Source organism: Enterocloster sp. 210928-DFI.2.20, from assembly GCF_020554465.1.
Lineage (GTDB): Bacteria > Bacillota > Clostridia > Lachnospirales > Lachnospiraceae > Enterocloster > Enterocloster bolteae.
In genome coordinates, this window is sequence record NZ_JAJCHK010000037.1 from 39,496 (window position 1) to 58,542 (window position 19,047).

The 19,047-nt window shown below is 51.5% G+C and carries 13 protein-coding genes; 3 read left to right on the forward strand and 10 right to left on the reverse strand.

Going from position 1 to position 19,047, the window contains the following annotated elements; translation table 11 throughout:
* Positions 1 to 14: 14 nt before the first annotated feature.
* Both LI015_RS23730 and LI015_RS23735 read right to left on the reverse strand, forming a co-directional pair.
* Positions 15 to 3,992: a UvrD-helicase domain-containing protein gene (locus LI015_RS23730; protein WP_227126492.1), complete on the reverse strand. Its 3,978-nt coding sequence runs from the start codon at positions 3,990 to 3,992 to the stop codon at positions 15 to 17.
* Positions 3,970 to 7,530 (reverse strand): PD-(D/E)XK nuclease family protein, encoded by a 3,561-nt coding sequence (locus LI015_RS23735; protein WP_227126493.1) that lies wholly within the window; start codon positions 7,528 to 7,530, stop codon positions 3,970 to 3,972. Before LI015_RS23735 ends, LI015_RS23730 begins: the two co-directional genes overlap by 23 nt.
* 97 nt (positions 7,531 to 7,627) lie before the next feature.
* Here LI015_RS23735 and LI015_RS23740 point away from each other — a divergent pair, with 97 nt between their 5' ends.
* Positions 7,628 to 8,065 (forward strand): FMN-binding protein, encoded by a 438-nt coding sequence (locus tag LI015_RS23740; RefSeq protein WP_002569860.1) that lies wholly within the window; start codon positions 7,628 to 7,630, stop codon positions 8,063 to 8,065.
* A gap of 269 nt (positions 8,066 to 8,334) precedes the next feature.
* On the opposite strand, the gene apgM is transcribed toward LI015_RS23740, so the two are convergent.
* The 3 genes from apgM to LI015_RS23755 are packed head-to-tail and all read right to left on the reverse strand — an operon-like array spanning position 8,335 to position 11,867.
* The gene (gene apgM, locus LI015_RS23745; protein ID WP_227126494.1) at positions 8,335 to 9,588 is read right to left on the reverse strand and encodes a 2,3-bisphosphoglycerate-independent phosphoglycerate mutase; all 1,254 of its coding nucleotides are present in this window, start codon (positions 9,586 to 9,588) and stop codon (positions 8,335 to 8,337) included.
* Positions 9,588 to 10,376: a hypothetical protein gene (locus LI015_RS23750; RefSeq protein ID WP_227126495.1), complete on the reverse strand. Its 789-nt coding sequence runs from the start codon at positions 10,374 to 10,376 to the stop codon at positions 9,588 to 9,590. Before LI015_RS23750 ends, apgM begins: the two co-directional genes overlap by 1 nt.
* A 9-nt stretch (positions 10,377 to 10,385) precedes the next feature.
* Positions 10,386 to 11,867: an SLC13 family permease gene (locus tag LI015_RS23755; protein WP_227160505.1), complete on the reverse strand. Its 1,482-nt coding sequence runs from the start codon at positions 11,865 to 11,867 to the stop codon at positions 10,386 to 10,388.
* A 267-nt stretch (positions 11,868 to 12,134) separates the two neighbouring features.
* Between LI015_RS23755 and LI015_RS23760 the strand changes: the two genes are divergently transcribed.
* Together LI015_RS23760 and LI015_RS23765 are read left to right on the forward strand one after the other, a co-directional pair.
* A complete protein-coding gene (locus LI015_RS23760; protein WP_002569864.1) occupies positions 12,135 to 13,049 on the forward strand; it encodes a LysR family transcriptional regulator in 915 nt (304 codons plus the stop codon).
* 145 nt (positions 13,050 to 13,194) lie between these two features.
* Positions 13,195 to 14,274 (forward strand): helix-turn-helix domain-containing protein, encoded by a 1,080-nt coding sequence (locus LI015_RS23765; protein ID WP_227126496.1) that lies wholly within the window; start codon positions 13,195 to 13,197, stop codon positions 14,272 to 14,274.
* Positions 14,275 to 14,349: 75 nt separating this feature from the next.
* Here LI015_RS23765 and LI015_RS23770 read toward each other — a convergent pair whose 3' ends face one another.
* From LI015_RS23770 to LI015_RS23790, 5 genes are all read right to left on the reverse strand, one after another.
* Positions 14,350 to 15,063, reverse strand: a complete 714-nt coding sequence (locus tag LI015_RS23770) for a FadR/GntR family transcriptional regulator (protein WP_002569866.1) — start codon at positions 15,061 to 15,063, stop codon at positions 14,350 to 14,352.
* A gap of 93 nt (positions 15,064 to 15,156) precedes the next feature.
* Positions 15,157 to 16,443: a TRAP transporter large permease gene (locus LI015_RS23775; protein WP_002569867.1), complete on the reverse strand. Its 1,287-nt coding sequence runs from the start codon at positions 16,441 to 16,443 to the stop codon at positions 15,157 to 15,159.
* On the reverse strand, positions 16,440 to 16,937 hold the full coding sequence (locus LI015_RS23780) for a TRAP transporter small permease (RefSeq protein ID WP_002571955.1): 498 nt from the start codon (positions 16,935 to 16,937) through the stop codon (positions 16,440 to 16,442). Before LI015_RS23780 ends, LI015_RS23775 begins: the two co-directional genes overlap by 4 nt.
* A 15-nt stretch (positions 16,938 to 16,952) precedes the next feature.
* The gene (locus LI015_RS23785; protein ID WP_002569869.1) at positions 16,953 to 18,047 is read right to left on the reverse strand and encodes a DctP family TRAP transporter solute-binding subunit; all 1,095 of its coding nucleotides are present in this window, start codon (positions 18,045 to 18,047) and stop codon (positions 16,953 to 16,955) included.
* A gap of 14 nt (positions 18,048 to 18,061) precedes the next feature.
* The gene (locus tag LI015_RS23790) at positions 18,062 to 18,835 is read right to left on the reverse strand and encodes an HpcH/HpaI aldolase family protein (protein ID WP_002569870.1); all 774 of its coding nucleotides are present in this window, start codon (positions 18,833 to 18,835) and stop codon (positions 18,062 to 18,064) included.
* Positions 18,836 to 19,047: the final 212 nt, after the last annotated feature.

Genomic DNA, 19,047 nt, shown 5'->3' on the forward strand with positions numbered 1-19,047 from the left:
CCTGATTCCTTCTTTCATACGTTTATACTCATCTGAAGCGCAAGGGAATAAATAATGCGCTCTTTTACATGTTTCTCAGTCAGCTGGGTCAATGCGCGCTCATAATAGTCCAGCTGGACTCTGTAGCGCTCTGCCAGCATCTTTGCCCCTTGTTCCGGACTTCCCTCCGGCACATGGTCTGTTTTATAGTCAATAAGGACCAGTCCGTCCTCTTCCTCCAGATAGGCGTCGATGATTCCCTGGATAAGTACCAGCTCGTCGGAATCACCAAGGCCCATTTCCCTGGCAGGTATGCCTATGATAAACTGCTGCTCCTTATGGATGCGTCCCTCTGCCTGTGCTTTCGCCATACGGGTTCCCAAGGGACTGGACAGGAAATTCCATATGACATTGGGATTAATAAAGTCACGGGCTTCCTGGTCCAGAAATCCGTTCTCCAGAAGCTCATCCACCACCGGCTTTACCTCTGAAAGGCTGTGTATCTCATGGAACCGGATATGCTCCAGAACCGCGTGGTATGCGGTTCCCCGCAGAGCTCCGCGGTTTGGGCCGGATGAAGATGGTTTATTCTGTTCTCCTGATTCCCTGAATCCGGAGCCTGCCACATCCTGTTTTCCCCTCAGCGCCGTCAGCTCACCAAGGGCTGCCCCCTCCAGATTGTCACGGTCCGTGCCAATGGCATCCTCTGCCCGTCCTATCTGGCTCTGTTTTTTGAGCTCGGATACAGACACCATGGCGTACAGTCCGGTATCTGATTCATAAGGGTACTCATATTCCAGGACTTTTCTGAGACGTATTCCAAATGCTGCATCATACACCCTCTCCCCATCCAGGTTCAGAAGGTCTTCCTTTTTCATCTTCCGTATGATTTGCCGGGTAATTTCCTCGCCAATCAGATCTTTTACCTGAATCTGGCGCATTTCCATGTGGGCGGCAGGAATAGCGGGCTGGGCCATAAGGAGCCAGTCCAGGCAGGAATTGGCTGAAGCCAGTATGGTATAGGGCAGCTGGCCCTGGGACAGGGGAATGTCCTTCCATTTTCCCAGCTTATTCTCCAGTGACTTATCCGCGGCTGTCATAATCAGCTTTTCCTTGGCCCTGGTCATGGCCACATAAAGGACCCTGAGCTCCTCCCCCATTGTTTCCAGCTCCATCCGGCGCTTCAATGCCTGCTTTTTAAGAGTCGGCGCCTTGACCCGCAGCTCCAGGTCCAGGAAATCTGCCGCAGCCCCTAAATCCGCATCCAGAAGAATCTGTCCGTACGCATCCTGCTTGTTAAACCGCTTTCCCAGGCCAGCCAGAAATACCACTGGGAATTCCAGACCTTTGCTCTTGTGAATACTCATGATGCGCACCGTATTGTCCTGCTCACCGGCCACGCTGGCCTCACCGAAATCCGTATCAAATTTCTTCAGTTTTTCAATGTACCTTACAAAATGAAACAGACCCTTGTAGCTGGTGGATTCATAGGCAGCTGCCTTTTCCACCAGCATGTCCAGGTTGGCCCGTCTCGTCTCCCCGGCCGGCATGGCGGATACATAGTCGTAATATCCGCTCTCCTTGTATACCCGGTACAGCAGCTCATGGATGGGCAGATGCCTTGCCTCCCCCCGCAGCCGTTCCATAAGGAGTGACAGCTTAAGGGATTTAAGGGAAATGGAATGGGCTGCCTCTGCCGGTATGCTGCATAATCCCACTGTGATTAAGCCTTCTTCCCTGTCAGGATTTTCCTCCGGCCCCAGACCTTCCTCCTGCTCCGGTTCTTCCTCCGGCCCCGGCCCTTCTCCCGGCCTCAGTCCTTCCTCCTGCTCCAGTTCTTCCTCCGGCACCGGCCCTTCCTCCAGCCAGAGCCTCCATGCCCCGTATACGCCCCGGTCCTGGCCCTTTTTGGAATTCCGCTTGTAGGCGGCCATCATCCAGGCCATCTCCTCATCATCCATCCCCACAATGGGCGAGCGCATAACGGCTGCCAGCGGAATATCCTGCATGGGATTATCAACAACAGACAGAAGGCTGAGAACCGTCTCCACCTCAACCGTGTTGAAATATCCTGTTCTGGTCTGGGCAAAAGCCGGGATGCCTTCATTCATCAGCACATTTACAAATACCTCCGACCATCCCGTCATGCTTCTGAGCAGGATAACCACGTCGCCGTAACGGGCCCTGCGGTAAGCTCCCCTGGATTTGTCCCACACCAAAATCCCCTGGCCTTGGCTTACCAGCTGGCGTATCCTTCCGGCAATCAGTCTGGCTTCCAACTCTTTTGCCGTATAATCAAGGGAGTCTTCATCCAGCTGCTTCAGTGCTTCCGCGCCCGTATCCACCATGAGAAGCTCTGTAGGCGTTCCTGCAAGGAAGGAAACAGGGCCGGATTCCTGCGTGTCAGACTCCCCCTCTTCCAGTCCCAGGCCACAAACCGTTTTCCTGTTCACTTCCTCAAATACCGCTCCGGGATAAAGGGCTGTCTCAGGCGTGTATGTGATTCCTCCCAGATTCTTTGTCATGATTTGATAAAACACATCATTGACACTGGTCAGCACAGACTCCCTGCTCCGGAAGTTCTGCTGTAATTCAATCATTTGGTACGGTCCGCCCTGCCTGGAATATTTTTCATATTTATCCATAAAAAGCTCCGGCCTGGCCAGACGGAACCTGTATATGCTCTGCTTCACATCCCCCACCATAAATACGTTGGGATAACCGAACCGCTCCCTGGAAATGCTGGTAATCAATGCTTCCTGGACATAATTGCTGTCCTGGTATTCGTCCACCAATATTTCCTCATACTGCCGGCTGAGCTCGTCTGCCACCTGGGACGGACGGCGGGAACCCCTTTCTTCCCCGTTTCCGGTTTCCTCCCGCACATACAGAACCTCCAGCGCCAGATGCTCCAAATCATTAAAATCCAGCACGTTCCGCTCCCGCTTGGCATCCCTGTATGCCTGGTCGAACATGCCTGTAAGCCTTAAGAGTTCCCGGATGACCCTTCTGGTCCCTCTCATGCTTTCCACGACTTCCTGCGGACTCTGCTGGCCGTAGAGCTCCCTGCATTTTGCCACGGCCTTCTTGACCCGGTCCCTGCATGCGCTTACAAATACCTTCTTATCACCGTCAATATCCTTGCTCCGGATGGATGCCAGCCGGTCGAAGCTCATGTTCTGCAGGCTGTTATACAGGGCTTCAAAGCTGCCTGTGGAAGCGGCCCTTCCTATGGCCTCGATTTTACTTCTGTCGCTTATGAGCATGGGCTCGTATGCCAGGGGGCCGTTTTCCTCCAGGCACACATTAAGGGCTTCCCCCAGCTGCCCGGAAAGCTCTGCCATCTGTCTGGCCACATCCTCCATCAGGAACACCATCCAGGGGCTTTCCTCCATTTCCCCGATGCTTTCCTCCTCCAGCTCCTTCTGACAGGCTGCAAGCCATTCCTGCGGCCATGGATGGCTCTGTGAAAACTGCCATGCCTGGAGAATCACATCCTCAATTCCCCTGTCTGACTTTCCCCGTCCGAAATGCTCCACGAACCTTCCAAACTCCTCATCCGCCTCATCGTAACAGTTTTCCAGCATTTCCCCCATGCAGTCCCCCCGCAGAAGGGACAGCTCCCCCTCATCCCCGATACGGAAGGCCGGATCTATGTCCAGGCTGTTATAATGGCTGCGGATGATATTCAGGCAGAAGCTGTCAATGGTGGTAATCTGGGCCTGGGGGATCAGGGCTGCCTGGAGCCACAGATGCTCGTCCTCAGGACGTTCCTTCAGCTTCTGCTCCACTGCGGCGCCTATCCTCTCCCGCATCTCAGCCGCAGCTGCATTGGTAAACGTCATTACCAGCAGCTGGTCAATATCCAGTGGGCGGTCTCCTTCGCTTATCATCTGGATGATACGTTCCACCAGCACGGCCGTCTTACCGCTGCCCGCTGCTGCGGACACCAGAAGGTTCCTGTTTCTGCTGTCTATAACCTCTTGCTGTTTACTGGTCCAATTCACTGCCATCTGTTTCCTCGTCTCCTTCAGATTCCAATTCCGCCCAGATTTCCTCAGGCTTAAGTCCCTTGAGCTTGCGGTATCCATAGCCTGCTGTCTTGGTATCGAACCCGCACACTGCATGGTAGGGGCAATAGTCGCAGGCTGTCCTGTTTCCCTGTTTGTAAGGCTTTAAGTCCACATTTCCCATCAGTATATCCTGCCCCGCTTCCCTGAGCCTCCGGTTCACAAACCGGCGCAGATCCTGAAAACGTCTGGTGCTGGCCACGGACGAGCGGCTTTCCTGGACATAGCCATCCTTAATCGCTACGGGTATCACATCGGATTCCTTCTCTATCTCCCGGTCCAGATGCCGGATAATATCCAGTTCACTGTTTACCAGACCGTTCATCCTGAGCTGCTTTAATATCTGTTTTTCGATATCCCTTTCATCCATTCCTTCCTGCTTATCCGCTATCGGGTCACCTATGTGGTAGTAGAAGATACCGGCAGGAACCACCTCCTTGTCCGGATGTCTCCTCTCCTCCATCTCCACCGCCGCATCCATATAGACCACCAGCTGAAGCTGCAATCCATAAAACAGGGCAGCCAGGTCAAAGGATGTGGTTCCTGACTTATAGTCAATAATCTTTACATAGACATGGTCCTCATCCCTGCACAGGTCCATGCGGTCAATACGTCCGCGAAGCTGCAGCTCTTCATCCTCTGACAGACCGATGCGCATGGCCTTCAGGTTATCAATGGCTGAAAAGGACACCTCGAATCCCACCGGCTCAAAGTCCCCCTTTTTCACCTGCTCTGCCAGAGCCCATATGGTGCGGTCCGTAATCCGTTCCACCCTGCCTGCCAGATACGCGTTTCGGGCTGAGCTGGACATGATTGTGTTGCCGTATTCCTCCGTTACCTGGGTCACGCATTCCTTTACAAGGCTCTTTCTCCCCTCTTCGGTCAGCTCCCGCCAATCCTGCCCTCTGTCCTTCATGGAGGCAAAGCATCTGTCGATGGACTGGTGGAACAGGTTGCCCATGTCCACTGCCTCCAGCTCGTACTCCTGCCGCTCCATCAGTTCCAGACCATACCGCAGGAAATGGGCGTAGGCACAGGAGGCGAACTGCTCCAGCCGGGTTACGCTGCCCTGCAGTTCCCTGCCGTAAAGGGCTCTGGCAGCTGCCCGTCCGATTCCCCTTTCCTCATAGGAATAAAAAGCAGCGTCCACCAGCTGCCTCACCTTATCCCGGTGCTCCTGCGATGTATAAAAATGCTGGAAGAGCTGCATAAAGGCAGCGTCCTCCCGCTCCCTGTCATCCTCCCCCTGTTCCTGCATTCCCCGAAGCCCCTGTATAAGCAGCTCCCTGGCATCCCTCCCGGTCCGCACCGGCCATTCCACGGAATGCTCGTCCAGGGTTTTCATTCCGGGAAACAGCTTTCCCACTTCTCCCATAAGATTGGAGGGTCTCTGGCTCTTGCCGTCCGGCGTAAGTCCGGCATAGGTGAGCACCAGCTGTCGGGAGGGCTTTGACATCATAAGATACAGATAAAATTTCTGGATGCAGCCATCCTCCTTTACCGTGGGAGCCAGCTCTATATCCATTTTCCTGAGAGCCGCCCTGTCACGGTCCGATAAAAGGCTTCCCCCGTTCTTTCTCTGGGGCACCGTTCCCTCGTTTACTCCTACGAAAAACAGTACCTTCACTGCTTCCAGACGGCTTCGGGTGATATCACCCACCATAACCTGGTCAACCGTGGCCGGAATCACACCCACCTGGATTTCCTGGAAACCGGCGTCCAGAATCTGGATATAGTTCTTCATATCCGCTTTTTCCGCGCCCAAAAGCCCTTCCAGCCGCTCAAACAGTTCCAGTACGCGGTCATAGACCTGGCCGTATTCCCTGGCCAGGTTCTCATCCCCCGGCTCTTTTCGCTCCAGAAAGAAATCCCTGTACTCCTCCAGCTTTTCCCTCAGCTCCATATGCTCCAGGAACTGGCGAAGAGCTGCCGTCACAGAGGCAATGGTGGCTCCCTCTGCCTTAAATGCCTCCCGCAGAGGCCGCAGAGGCTCCAGTATCCACATGCGGTATTGGTTCAGCTCCTTCAGGTTCAGCTTTTCACCGCCTCTGTACTGCCGTTCCCAACAGGAATCCCAGCGCTTCCACCCCCGGATGCCCAGGGCCCGCACATAATTTTCCAGCCGGTCCGTCATCTGCTCTGCATGTTCCCTGGAACCGTCGAATCCGCTCCCAGCATCTGCCTCCCCTGCATCCCCGGACGTATCTGCCGCTGTATCTGCCGACACCCTCTCCTCTGTACTCCCAGCCTTATCATACACCAGTCCTGTTTTCAGATACCGGAACGCGCTCTCATAAGAGAAATCCTTCACCATCTCTAACGCTGCCCGTATCAGCTCCACCATGGGATTTTCCAGAATACTCTTCTTATCATCCAGGAAATAGGGAATCCCGGCCTCATCAAACTGGTGGGCCAGCTCCCGTCCATAGGATGGAAGGTCCCCGGTAATGACGGCGGCATCCCGGTAACGCATCCCTTCCTCCTTTATCATCTGCTCAATCCTGCTGCACACGTAGGCAGCCTCCCCTGCCGGGTTGCGTCCCTTGTACACCTGGATGCGCTCTTCCTTTCCCTCCCAGGTCCTGCCGGAGTACCGGTACAGGTTCTGTTCCAGAAAATCCAGCTCCGGGCTCTCATCAAATCTCCAGGCCGGACGCCGGCTGCAGATTATGTCCTCCTTCTTCGGGATTCCATGCTGCTTTGCCATGGAGGCCACGCGGCACACCGTATGACGGCTCATATAAAACAGATGCTGGATACTGCTCTCCTTGTAGGCGTTTTCCCTGGAATCAATGGTAACCGTACATACCACCTCCCTGGCGTGCATCAGGAACAGCTCCACCAGCCTGTACTGGACCGGAGTAAAGCCGGTATATCCGTCCAGAAGAATGATGCTGTCTTTGAGGGGTTCCCACTTTGGAAGCTCCCTGCACAGGATGTCCAGAATCTCCTCAGCCGTGATATAGTGGCTCTCTATATACTCCCTGAAACCGCTGTAAATCACCTCCAGGTCCTCAAGCTTCTGGGCCAGAAGAGGAGAATCCGCCTCCCCCCGCACGTCCCTCAGCATATCCGGTGTGATACCGTACTGGTACAGCTCCGAGATCTGGGACTTAAGCTGGCCGATGAAGCCGGTCTGCTCCAGATGCCCACTGTAGAGGGACAGCTTTCCTCTCTTTAACCCGGCCACCTTGCGTAGCACCATGGATTTTCCCATATCATCCAGCACAACCGGGATTCTGACCCCCAGGTCCTCGAATACCCGGTAAGCCAGACGCTTAAAGCTGAGGATATCTATATTCATAATCCCGTGTCTGGGATGGAGACGGATGATTTCCTTCTGTGTCTGCATGGTAAACTGCTCCGGCACCACAACCAGGTACTTTTGTTCCGGATGCTCCATGGACTCCTTTATGACCCGGTCATAGAGCATTCTGGTCTTTCCTGAGCCTGCTCCTCCCAATATAAACTGCAACGCCACTTTTCTCTCTCCTTCCAGCAGACGGGACAACGAAAACTTCTCATATTTCCCCGCCCTGCAACATAAGCTTTAACAAACTATCTTAGAGGTCCTGACTATGAGCTCTAAAACCAAAATTGTGGTACTAAGGATGAAGGAAATCATCTACACCGCAATCTTCGTAGGCCTTGCCATCCTTTTAATTACCCTCTGTTTCATCATGTTCCGGCCTGGGAAGGACAACGTTTCCGTTTCCGCTGAACCTGCCGGCTACCTGCCGGGCGTATACAGCGCGGCACTGACCCTTGGCAGCGAAGATGTGAATGTAAAGGTAACTGTGGATAAGAACCGCATCACCTCCATTGACCTGGTTCCCTTAAGCGAGGCTGTCACCACCATGTACCCGCTGATGCAGCCCACCCTGGATGATCTGGCCAGCCAGATTATAAGCAATCAGTCCACGGAGAACCTTACATATCCCAGCACCTCCCGCTATACCTCCACTGCCCTCCTGAATGCCATCAACACGGCGCTGGACAAAGCAAAAGTGGATTGATAAAAAGCGGGCAGATGTTTCCCAAAGCACTCCGGCACGTCTAAAAGCTCCTGCCCCTTGTCATGAAGGCGGGGGCTTTTCCGACGTACCAAATGTAAAAAAACGGCAGATTGCTCTACCGTCTTATCCTACAAAAGAATATGTTTTATCGTACCATGATTCCCGACCCGTGTCAAGTTGGCAAACCTAAGACCTGAACCTACACAAACCTCAAGACCTGAAGCAGCAGTTTCGCCGCCTCAGGCCTTCTTTCTATCACAGTTTTGGTATCAGGATCCCACCTTTTCCATGAATCCCATGTAGTTCATCTGGAGCCGGAATATATCGTTGGCTGTCAGCCCCTCCAGGGCTCCCTCCATGAAGTAGCGTTCCCCGGCCATATCCACCTTATCCCGCCTGACATCGCCGCCGGCAATAAAGGTGGGGACGCCATCCCCGCTGTGATCCCCCACCTTACAGGGTGTGGAATGGTCTGCCGTAAAGGAAATATAGCATTGTTCCAAATCCAGCTCATTAAGAAGATAGCCCAGCATTTGGTCTGTCTGTTCCACAATCTCCTTCTTCTTATCCGGACGGTTATCGTGGCCCGCCAGATCCGTGCCCTTGATATGGAGCACCACCCAGTCGTATTTCTTTTCCTTTAGAAGCTCTGCCGCCAGCCTGGCCTTTCCCATAAGGTCTGTGTCAAAGCTTCCTGTAAAGCTGTCCCTGATATAGTAATCCATACCTGCCAGCCGGGCAATACCTCCCACTGTTTTATCTCCTGCCACACAGGCGGCCCTGATTTTGTACCTGTCCTTTAGGGAAACCATCTCCGTCTTCTGTCCGGCTCCCCTGGTCAGGATGATATTGGCCGGCTTAAGCCCCTTTTGGATCCTCTCCTTATTAATGGGATGCTCCTTTAAGATGCCGTATGCTTTTTTTGTGAATTCCCACAGGGCATCTGCTGTCTTCTGCGCCTTCTCACTGCCGTCCAAAGCCCTGGGTCCGGATACCTTCTTCCCCTCCTCCGTGGTACCGGGGTCCGTACAACTGATAGCATCGCTTAATCCCTCTCCTCTGAGAACCACTGCAATCCGGTGCTCCGTCAGTTCTTTTGCCAGCACCCGGGTCCCGTCAGACAGCACCATGCCGTTTACGGCCTGTGCCAGAAACTCCGTACCCTGGCTGATTCGCCCGGCCCTGCGGTCCACCACCGCCATATCCTCTGTAACGGTTGCAAAATTTCCTCTGAACGCCACGTCCCCGTCCATCAGCTCCAGCCCACCGCTGCTGGCCTCTAAGGGTCCCCTGCCTCTGTACACCCTGCTGCTGTCATAGCCGAATATCTGCAGATGGCCCACATCCGTGCCCACGGGAATCCCCGGCGCAATGGGGTATACATTTCCGCACATACCCATTAGAAGCAGACGCTCCATATTAGGGGTGGAGGCGCTCTCAAGCGGCGTCATTCCCCCCAGCACCGGATCCGGTCTGTCTCCCAGGCCGTCCATGATGATTAATAATCCCTGTTTCTTTCTCATTATGAGTTGCCTCCCATCTTCTTTTTCGCAGCCAGTTCCTTTGCCTCCTTCAGCATCCCCTTATTTTTATACAGGAAATAAGCTGAAATCAGAATCGTGGCTCCCCACATGGACAGCGCCAGATTGCCTCCTGCTTTCTTTATATTCACCGTCATCTCACATTCCCGGCCAACGGGAACCTCCCCAAACACATAGGCGCCGTACTTTACGCCCTGGTCCGTAAATATGCCATACTCCTCCTCGGGGTCGTATCCAACGATTCCCGCCAGTTCATATCCCTCTGGCACTGCCAGTTCCAGGCTGTAGGAACCGATTGACACCGGTGCCGTGTTTACCATGGAATATGTAACTGCCTTCAGATTGCCCGGGGCTGTGCCGCTTGTCTTGGCCGCCTTCATCTTGTAAGTCCCTTCCTGGTGCCAGTTCAGGGTAAGTTCCACCGGAAAATCCGCCTCATCAAAATCCGCTACCAGATAAGATGTCATGCCTGAATGCTGCTCCTTCGGTTCACCCTTAAGGGTACCTGCCTCTGCCTGGACAGACACCAGCTCTGCATCCTGGTACATTGGTACTGCCAGACGTCCCTGGCTGTCGGTCACGCCTTTTATATGGGAGATAACAGCTGCATCCTCCCCCTCCGGCGCCAACCTGTCCGCCATCTCTATCATGGTTCCCAGCTGCGCACCGCCCGGTTCCCCACTGCCTGGTTCCTCCGCCATGGCAGTGACCGCAAGGCCCATGCTGAGTGCTGCTGCCACCATAAACGTAATATATCCTTTTCCCTTCATATTGACCTCCTACATAATCCCTATCATTTTAAACCAGGTAAATGACGCCGCCACCATAATGCCCCATTTTGCCAGCAGGGTCAGGACACCGTATGTCATTTCCTCCAGGACCGTGAATTTTCCTGTGCTGTAATATGTCAGGTTCACCTTGCTGTGAGGCGGAAGCGTGATGGTATCGCATATCATGAAGGACGCCGGCAGGGCCAGGGCCACAGGATTGAATCCCGCCACCTGCGCAATGGATATAATGGTGGGAATCAGAATGATGGTACGAACCGTCTTGCTGGTGAACACAAAGTGGGAGAAGCTTGCAATAAAAATAATTACCGCGTAAAGAACCATGAAGCTCATATGCTCCACTCCCAGCTTGTCAAACACGCTGTTTAAGACCCAGGTAGCCACGCCTGTATCGTCCAGGGCCAGCCCTCCCGCATAAGCGCCGCAGCTGAAAATCATCAGATCCCAGGGTATCTTTGCTTCCTTCCAGGTCAATATCCCTACATGGGGCATGAGGAAGATGGCTGCCGACACAATGGCTACCACAACCAGGGATATGTCGAAACCAAACATGGCTCCATGGTACTCGTCTGTTGCCCACAAAAAGATGGTGATAAGAAAGATAATCAGGGCCCGCACTTCCACTCCGTTCATTTTTCCCAGTCCCTTGTACTCTTCCTCCAGGGCCGTCATCTTCTCCGCGGAAGCAGAACGGTTTCCCGTCTTAAAGAGCATTTTTCCGATAAGGAAGCTGGCTGCCAGTGTGATAATGGCAACCGGAGCAGAGGCAATGAACCACTTCATCCAGGAAATCTCCGTACCTGTCAGGTCCTTGATAAAGCTGATAGCCAGAATCTGGGAGGATGTAGCCGTCACAATGGCTCCGGTGGAAAGGTTGTTGGCCTGTATCCCCTGCAATGCCATAAGCTTTCCAAAATTCCGGTCCTGGGGCGTAGTGTTTCCCACCTCAAAGACCTCCATAATCATCATGACAATGGGAAGAAGCATCACAGCCCTGGCTGTTGTGGACGGCACCACAAAGGCAATGAGGAAATTGGTTACCATCAGCACAATCAGCACCGTGTTGACGCTCTTTCCAAACCGCGTAACCAGAAACAATGCCAGACGTTTTGCAAGTCCGCTCTTTTCCATGCCCGAAGCAATGACAAAGGCTGCTATCATCAGCCAGATTACTTCATAGCCAAACACGCCCAGGGTGGCTTTTTCTGTCCAGGCCCCTGCTGCCGGAAGCAGAAAAATCACAATCAGTGAAGTTACATAGTTTGGAATCCCGTTGCTCACCCACAGAATCAGTGCAAACGCAAAGATGCCCATGGCCATCTTGCCTGAATAGGACAGTCCCGCGGGAGTCCTCATGGTCCAAATCAGCGTCAGTGCCACCAACGCTGCCGGTAGCCCGAAATACGCCATGCGCATTTCAAAAGGGCTTTTCTGTTTTTTTACCTTTGCCGGTACGCTGCTCAAAATACCCACTCTCCTTTTTGTACCGTCTCCGGTACTCTGTTTGATTTTGTATTGCTTTGATGTTACCATTGTAGTCTTAATCCCTGGTCAGATCCAATCAATAATCCTTATATCCTGTCATAACAGAACGTTATAGTTACCATTTTAGTCCCGCCTCCCATAAGACTTCTTTATAGTTGGCTTTTTCCCTTTGATTTCTCATTAAAAATCCTATACTTTTTCCTCTGTTTCCGCTAAAATACAATTAATAATGTTTATGGATTGGAGGAAACACACATGGATTTGGAATCCTTGGAGAGTTTTCTGGAGGTGGAGAAGCATAAGAATTTCACAAAAGCGGCAGAAAGCCTGTTCTGTACCCAGGCAGCGGTCTCCATGCGCATCAAGCGACTGGAAACAGCCCTGGAATGCGGCCTGTTCAAACGCTGCGGCCGGCGTGTGGAGCTGACCAGAGAGGGAGAGATTTTCCTGCCCTATGCCAGGCAGATGGTGAATACCTGGAAGTCTGCGTCGGAACACCTGCTGCAGACCAGGCTGATGGAGGAAAGCGAGATACGGATCACCTCCTCCAGCACGCCCGGAACCTACATCATACCCTCGCTGATTTACCTGTTCCGCCAGTCCTATCCCTACATAACAGTGATCAACCACATCCAGTACACCCGCAGCGCCATATCAGATGTGATTGGGGGAAATTTCTCCCTGGGCATTATCTCCCAGCCCGCCTCGGTGGGCACGGACGTGCTTTGCTGCGAGCCGCTGATGGAGGACCCCCTTGTGCTGGTAGTCCATCCCCAGCACCCGTGGGCGGAAAAAAGGGGGATTCTCTTTAAAGAAATCACGGAAGAAACCCTGCTGATATCCAATCCCAATACGTCCCTGGTGAATTATCTGGAAAAGGAGGGCCGCCTTTCCTTAGAACCTTCCAGGCTTTATGTGGCCGGCAACATCGAGGCCATCAAACGCGGGATACGCAACCACCAGGGAATTTCCATCATGTCTGAGTATGCGGTGCGCCAGGAACTGGAGCTGGGCCTTTTAAAGCAGGTTCCCCTTCTGGATCATCCGGGACTGAAGCGGCAGCTCTATACCATTTTCCGTAAGGATACCCGGTTTAAACTGTCCACCAGTCTGTTTTTGGAATTTTTCAGGAAGGCCGCGGAGGATAACCGGCTTCTGTCCCAGTTATAGACAGGTTCATGCTTCCATACTTAACCATCAGTTAAGAAAATCCTCCCGCTGTTTAACGGCGCCTCCATTGTGCAGCGCCGTTCTATGGTTTATACTAACCATATCCGGCCGGACAAATATGTTTTAGCGAAGGAGAGATTATAAGATGGATATAAAACTAGGTCCGCGCATTGCGTCACTGCGCAGAGCCAAATCCATGACGCAGGAGCAGCTGGCCCTTTCCCTGGGCGTATCGCCTCCTGCTGTCAGCAAATGGGAGACAGGCGCCTCCTGCCCGGACATTTCACTTTTATGCCCTCTGGCCCGCGCTCTGGAAACCAATGTGGATACCCTGCTGCAGTTTGAGGAAACTCTTACAGAAGAACAGATTGACGCCCGGCTGAACGAAATCGTTGAGACAGCCAGAAACCATGGGTATGAAGCTGCGGACGGCATGGTACAGTCACTTCTGCATACCTATCCCTCAAGTATCCCCTTAAAGTCCAGGGCAGTTACCCTGTTTGACCTGTTCGCGATGCTGTTTCCCGCCCAGCCCCAAGAGATTAGGAATGGCTGGACGAAACAGAAGAAACAGCTTTTAGAGGACGTGCGGGCAAGCGGCGCCGCTGCCTGCTGGCAGGCGGCAGTATCCCACCTGGCCTCCATCGCCATTTCGGAAGGCGAGCTGGAGAAGGCAGAGAGCCTTTTAAAGGAACTGCCCCAGCACACCACTGACTCCACCTCTATCTGGGCCATGCTGTATCTGAAAAAAGGAGAAGCTTCCCAGGCATTGGAGGTCATACAGAAACGCCTGTATGTGCTGACACGCCAGGTACAAAACTTCCTGATTCAGATGATGAACCCGGAAATGACCCCAGACACCGCAAGGACACTGGAACTGTGCGTTATTTACCGCCAGCTGGAGGAGCTGCTGGGCGTTGGAAACGGCATGAGTCCCGGCTTCTTTGCCCAGGCTTACCAGCGGGCCGGACAAGACCAGCAGGCGTTGGACAGCATGATTCAGTTTGTGGACGCCATCACCGGCACTGTCCAGAAGCCCAATCCCATCCTGTTCTCTCCTGCGGTAAAGATAGACGGGGAACATCCTGCCGCCACAAAGGAAATGCGTGAATTGCTCCTGAAGAGTCTGCTGGATGATGGGTATTATAAACAGTTTCATGATAATAAACGGTTTATGGACGCAGTGGATAAGCTCAGGGGTAGTATTCAGGAAGAAACAGCCTGAGCATCTTATATGGAAAAAGGACAGCCGCTTGGTAAAAATACCTGTCAGGCTGTCCTTTATACATTTTTTATATCATCACTGCACATCTTCCACCCAGCACATCTTGGCGGACTTCTCAATATGAGCCCTCATGACTGCTTCCGCTTCATCCGGATCTCCTCGTTTCAGGCTGTCAATGATTCTCTTGTGGAATTCAATTCCATCCTGGTGTCCCTCCTGCTGCGTTACAATTCCTCTCAGCAGAATTGTCTTCCAAAGACTCACCATGGAGTTAATGAAACAAATCAGCAGCGGATTTCCGGTTGCCTCGGCTATACAGATATGAAACTGGATGTCATAGTCAATGCGTTTATCCCATACATCCTTACTTTCAATCATTCCCTGCAGATACTGTTCCAGCTTCTCAAAATCCAAATCATCCTTTTTTTCAGCCACAACCCTGCTGGCATAGGGCTCCAGCAGCTTGCGCATCTCATATACATCCATATATCCGATATCATCCAGCCGCAGCATGCGGTTGAGAATCTCTGTAACACTTCCGCTTTCAGGCTTTGCTATAAAGGTGCCTTCACCGTTCTTCTGCACAATCAGCTGTCTTTCCTTAAGCAGTTTCAAAGATTCTCTCATGACATTACGGCTGATTCCGAATTTCAATGCCAGCTCCTGCTCACTTGGAAGCCGTTCCCCCTGCCGCAGCGAATTACTCAGAATCATGTCCTCCATACGGTCAGCCACTGTCTCATATAAATTTTTCTTCTTTACTTTGAAATCCAGATCTTCCATATACATTACCCATCTCTATCTTATTATTCTAAAAACCCCGGCGGTTACATGTCCCCCTCCTACTTATCTTAATACAACAACAGAAAAGTTACAAGAATTTTATCGGCCAAAGAGTCTCGGCAGCCACATAATGACATCCGGCACAAACGTTACAAGTATCAGCACCAGGACCATCACAAAAACCATGGGCATGACTTCTTTTATGATGGTGTTCATCTTCTCTCCGCTGATTCCTGTCACAATAAATAATAGCATGCCAAATGGCGGTGTACAAAGTCCAATCATGGTATTCAGCGTAAACACCACCCCGAAATGAACCATGTCGATACCAAAGGACTGGGCTATCGGACATAGGATAGGCAGCAATACCAGCTGTAAAACAGCTGAATCCAGCAGCATCCCCAGTATGAACAGCAGTATGTTGACAAAAACAAGAAAGGAAACCTTTGTGGTGGCAAAAGACAGAATCAGATTTCCTGCCAGAGACGGAAGATTCTCCACTGCAATCACATAAGAAAACACATAAGCAGCACCCAGCATAATGCCAATCTGTCCCGTAGACTTCACCGTATTCTTCAATACCTGGATAAACTCTGACAGTGTTATGGAACGGTACGCAAAAACGGATATGAGCAGGGCGTATAGGGCTGCCACTGCCCCGGCCTCTGTGGCAGTCATGATGCCTGTATAAATTCCCATCAGAAGGATGATGGGGGTTAGGAGGGCAGGAACCGCGCTCACCGTCATTTTGATGAATTCCATCCCGGCATATTTTCTTCCGCTGGGATAATTTCTCTTATTAGCAATATAGCAGACATAAATACACAGAGCCAGGGCCAGTATAATTCCAGGCACCATGCCTGCCAGAAACAGGTTGCCGATGGATGCGCCTGCAATGACCCCGTATATTACCAGGGGGATGCTGGGAGGGAAGATGGGGCCTATTACAGCGGAACCAGCTGTTATGGCTGCGCTGAACCCGTCATCATATCCCTCCTTTCGCATGGCCTCAATTTCCATGATTCCAAGTCCCGATGCATCAGCCACCGCGGAACCTGTCATTCCTGAAAATATCAGGGATGCAATGACATTCACATGTCCCAGGCCGCCCTTCCACCGGCCCACCAGAACCTTGGAAAAGTCAAATATCTTATCCGTTACCTTGCTGGAATTCATGATATTCGCAGCAAAGATAAAAAGCGGGACTGCCAGCAGAATAAAGTTATTGTACATCTTACTGGTAAAAATTTCCACCACCACACTGGGGTCCATACCTTTCACAGCCAGATAGAGCGTGGAGGATATAATCATTCCTATGGCTATCGGCATCCTGATGACAAAACACACCACCAGCAAACCAAGGGAAATCATCATGGCATGGCTCATACTGCCTTTCCTCCTTTCCGAAATTCCTTATAACAGCCTGCCAGGTCCCCGCAGTACCGGACAATGGTAATAATCTGAAACACGAAAAATCCCAGATATACAAATCCCAGAGGAACCTTGAAAACCGTGCTGTACCTGGTAAAATAAAACCTGTAAAACTCCAGTGCCGGCGGTACCAGATAGACCAGCAGGCCAACTATCAGGATATCCTGAAGGAACCGGAACAGCCTCCTGACCTTCTCCCCCACAAGTTCATAAATTACAGAAAAAACAATATTATCATCTGTCCGCTGTGCATAGCAGCATCCCAACGTAATAATCCATACATAGGAAATCTGCGCCAGCTCATAAGGCCATACCAGGGGATTATTAAATATGTATCTGGATATAATCTGCAGGATGAATGCCACAAACAGCAGAATAAACCAGCACATAGGCATGTAAATCTCTATAAAATCCATGACAGCCTGAAAGCATTTCTTCCATACGTCCATTCAGAATACCTCTCATTAATATTTCAAATCCTTTATCTGATGATACAATTCCATATCCCAATCTTTTACCATATCCTTGTCGTTCAAATAATAGTTCTCAGAATACTCCATGAACGCATTCAGGTCCGGTTCAATAACCGTTAATCCCTGCTCCTTCAGGAACGTAATTGCTTCCTGTTCCTGCTTCAGGTTTGCCTCATCGCACCACGCTGTGGCTGTCTTAACTGCCTCTGTCATGATATCCCTGTATTCCTGGGGAAGAGACTGCCATTTCTCCTCATTGATTGCGATGCACATAGGCTCAATCACATGACCTGTAAGAACAATCTGGCTGGTCACCTCATACCATTTCTGTGCAATGGTGGTAGGCAGAGGATTCTCCTGTCCGTCAATGGCGCCTGTCTGAAGTCCCTGGTATATTTCTGCGTAAGCCATAGGTGTGGGATTAGCCCCCAGCGCCTTCCCCATAAAGAGCCATGCAGAAGAATTAGGCATCCTTAAATTGACACCGTTTAAATCTTCCGGTTTTGTAATCTCTCTGCCAATATCCCTCATATCCAGATGGCGGGCTCCGCAGTAAAGTGCTGACAGCCAGCGCACATTTAATTTCTCAGCCACATCATCCGCTACCTTCTGGCCAATCTCTCCATCCATAACTGCCCTCATGTGCTGTTCATTCTGAAAAATATAGGCTGCCGTAAACATAGTCAGGTACGGCATCTGGTCGGATATCAGGAACGGTGAGCTGAACATCATGTCAAGGCTTCCCCTGGCAACAGCATCCACCTCTCCCTCTTGGGTCATCAGGCTTCCGTTTTCGTGGATTTCCATTGTAAATTTACCATTGGTTTTTTCTGATATCTCATCTGCTATCATATGCATGGCCTTTACATAATTTACATCGCCGCTGGACTGTGTGGAAAATACCAGCTTTACCTCCGGCAGCTCTGCGCCCGCATCTGTCTGCGGCTGCTCTGAGGCATCAGGGGCTGCTTCTGTCTTTGCCTGCGCCTGCGATGGGCTCTTTGTCTCAGATGTCTTTTGGCCGCACGCAGCCAGACCTGCGGTCATTGCAAGCACTAATGCGATACTAATTATGCGTTTCTTCATAGCGTTTATCCTCCCTATTTTGCCTGAATCTGTCTCAACATGTTTAGTTCCTTTCGGGCGCCGTCCATAATATGTACATAATCTGAACCAGCCGATATCACGTTAATGCCCTTTTCATGCCAGTAGCGTATGATTTCCGGGTCATCGCTGCCTGTGGATACGCCGGAAGACTTTCCGCTCTCATTGATGATCGCCACCGCCTCATCAACCAGGCTGCTGGTATGGTCCTCAAATACACGGTTCAGCTCCCCTATGGAGCCGGACAAGTCGCAGGGCCCCAGAATAAAGCAGTCCACATAAGGGTTCTTGACCATTTCTTTCAGATTCTTTACTGCTGTCTTTGTCTCAATCTGTACACACCGGACCAGCTGCTGCCTGGATGACTCTATAAATGAATCCGCATCATCCAGCCCGTACCTCACTGCCCGCAAGGGGCCAAATCCCCTAATCCCATAAGGCGGATACAGGGTGGCCTGCATGGCAGCGTCCAGCTCCTGGGCTGTATTGACCATCGGAATGATGATTCCCGTAGGGCCCATCTCCAGCACTCTTTTTGCCAATACCTGGTTATTCCATGGAATACGAACCAGTGTATCCGTACCGCCTGCCTTTGCACCCATCAGATGGTACAGCAGCACCTGGTAATCAATGGCTGTGTGCTCGGTGTCAATCCACAAAAAATCATATCCCAATCCGGCACACATCTCACTGATACAGGGCTCTGTCAGGCATATATGCATCCCTGACAATTCATCCCTGTCTCTCAGCTTCTCCTTTAAAGTTTTCATGTTTACCTCCTCCAATGTACTTACGGCATTAGCTATACAGCTATACTACTAGTATATAGCTATATAGCTTTTTGTCAAGTAATGATGTGTGATTTTATTTAAATCCAGCATTTTACCCCAACTATTTTGTGCACTTTTACCACAACAGCCGTCGTTCAATCGAGTAGGAGGCGGTGATTAACCGCCGTCCTCTCACACCACCGTGCGTACCG

Coding starts and splice junctions, on each gene's coding strand:
- LI015_RS23760 (WP_002569864.1), top strand. CDS start 12,135: ATGGATTTGGAATCCTTGGAGAGTTTTCTGGAGGTGGAGAAGCATAAG.
- apgM (WP_227126494.1), bottom strand. CDS start 9,588: ATGAGAAAGAAACAGGGATTATTAATCATCATGGACGGCCTGGGAGAC.
- LI015_RS23785 (WP_002569869.1), bottom strand. CDS start 18,047: ATGAAGAAACGCATAATTAGTATCGCATTAGTGCTTGCAATGACCGCA.
- LI015_RS23765 (WP_227126496.1), top strand. CDS start 13,195: ATGGATATAAAACTAGGTCCGCGCATTGCGTCACTGCGCAGAGCCAAA.
- LI015_RS23790 (WP_002569870.1), bottom strand. CDS start 18,835: ATGAAAACTTTAAAGGAGAAGCTGAGAGACAGGGATGAATTGTCAGGG.
- LI015_RS23740 (WP_002569860.1), top strand. CDS start 7,628: ATGAGCTCTAAAACCAAAATTGTGGTACTAAGGATGAAGGAAATCATC.
- LI015_RS23780 (WP_002571955.1), bottom strand. CDS start 16,937: ATGGACGTATGGAAGAAATGCTTTCAGGCTGTCATGGATTTTATAGAG.
- LI015_RS23730 (WP_227126492.1), bottom strand. CDS start 3,992: ATGGCAGTGAATTGGACCAGTAAACAGCAAGAGGTTATAGACAGCAGA.
- LI015_RS23775 (WP_002569867.1), bottom strand. CDS start 16,443: ATGAGCCATGCCATGATGATTTCCCTTGGTTTGCTGGTGGTGTGTTTT.
- LI015_RS23770 (WP_002569866.1), bottom strand. CDS start 15,063: ATGTATATGGAAGATCTGGATTTCAAAGTAAAGAAGAAAAATTTATAT.
- LI015_RS23750 (WP_227126495.1), bottom strand. CDS start 10,376: ATGAAGGGAAAAGGATATATTACGTTTATGGTGGCAGCAGCACTCAGC.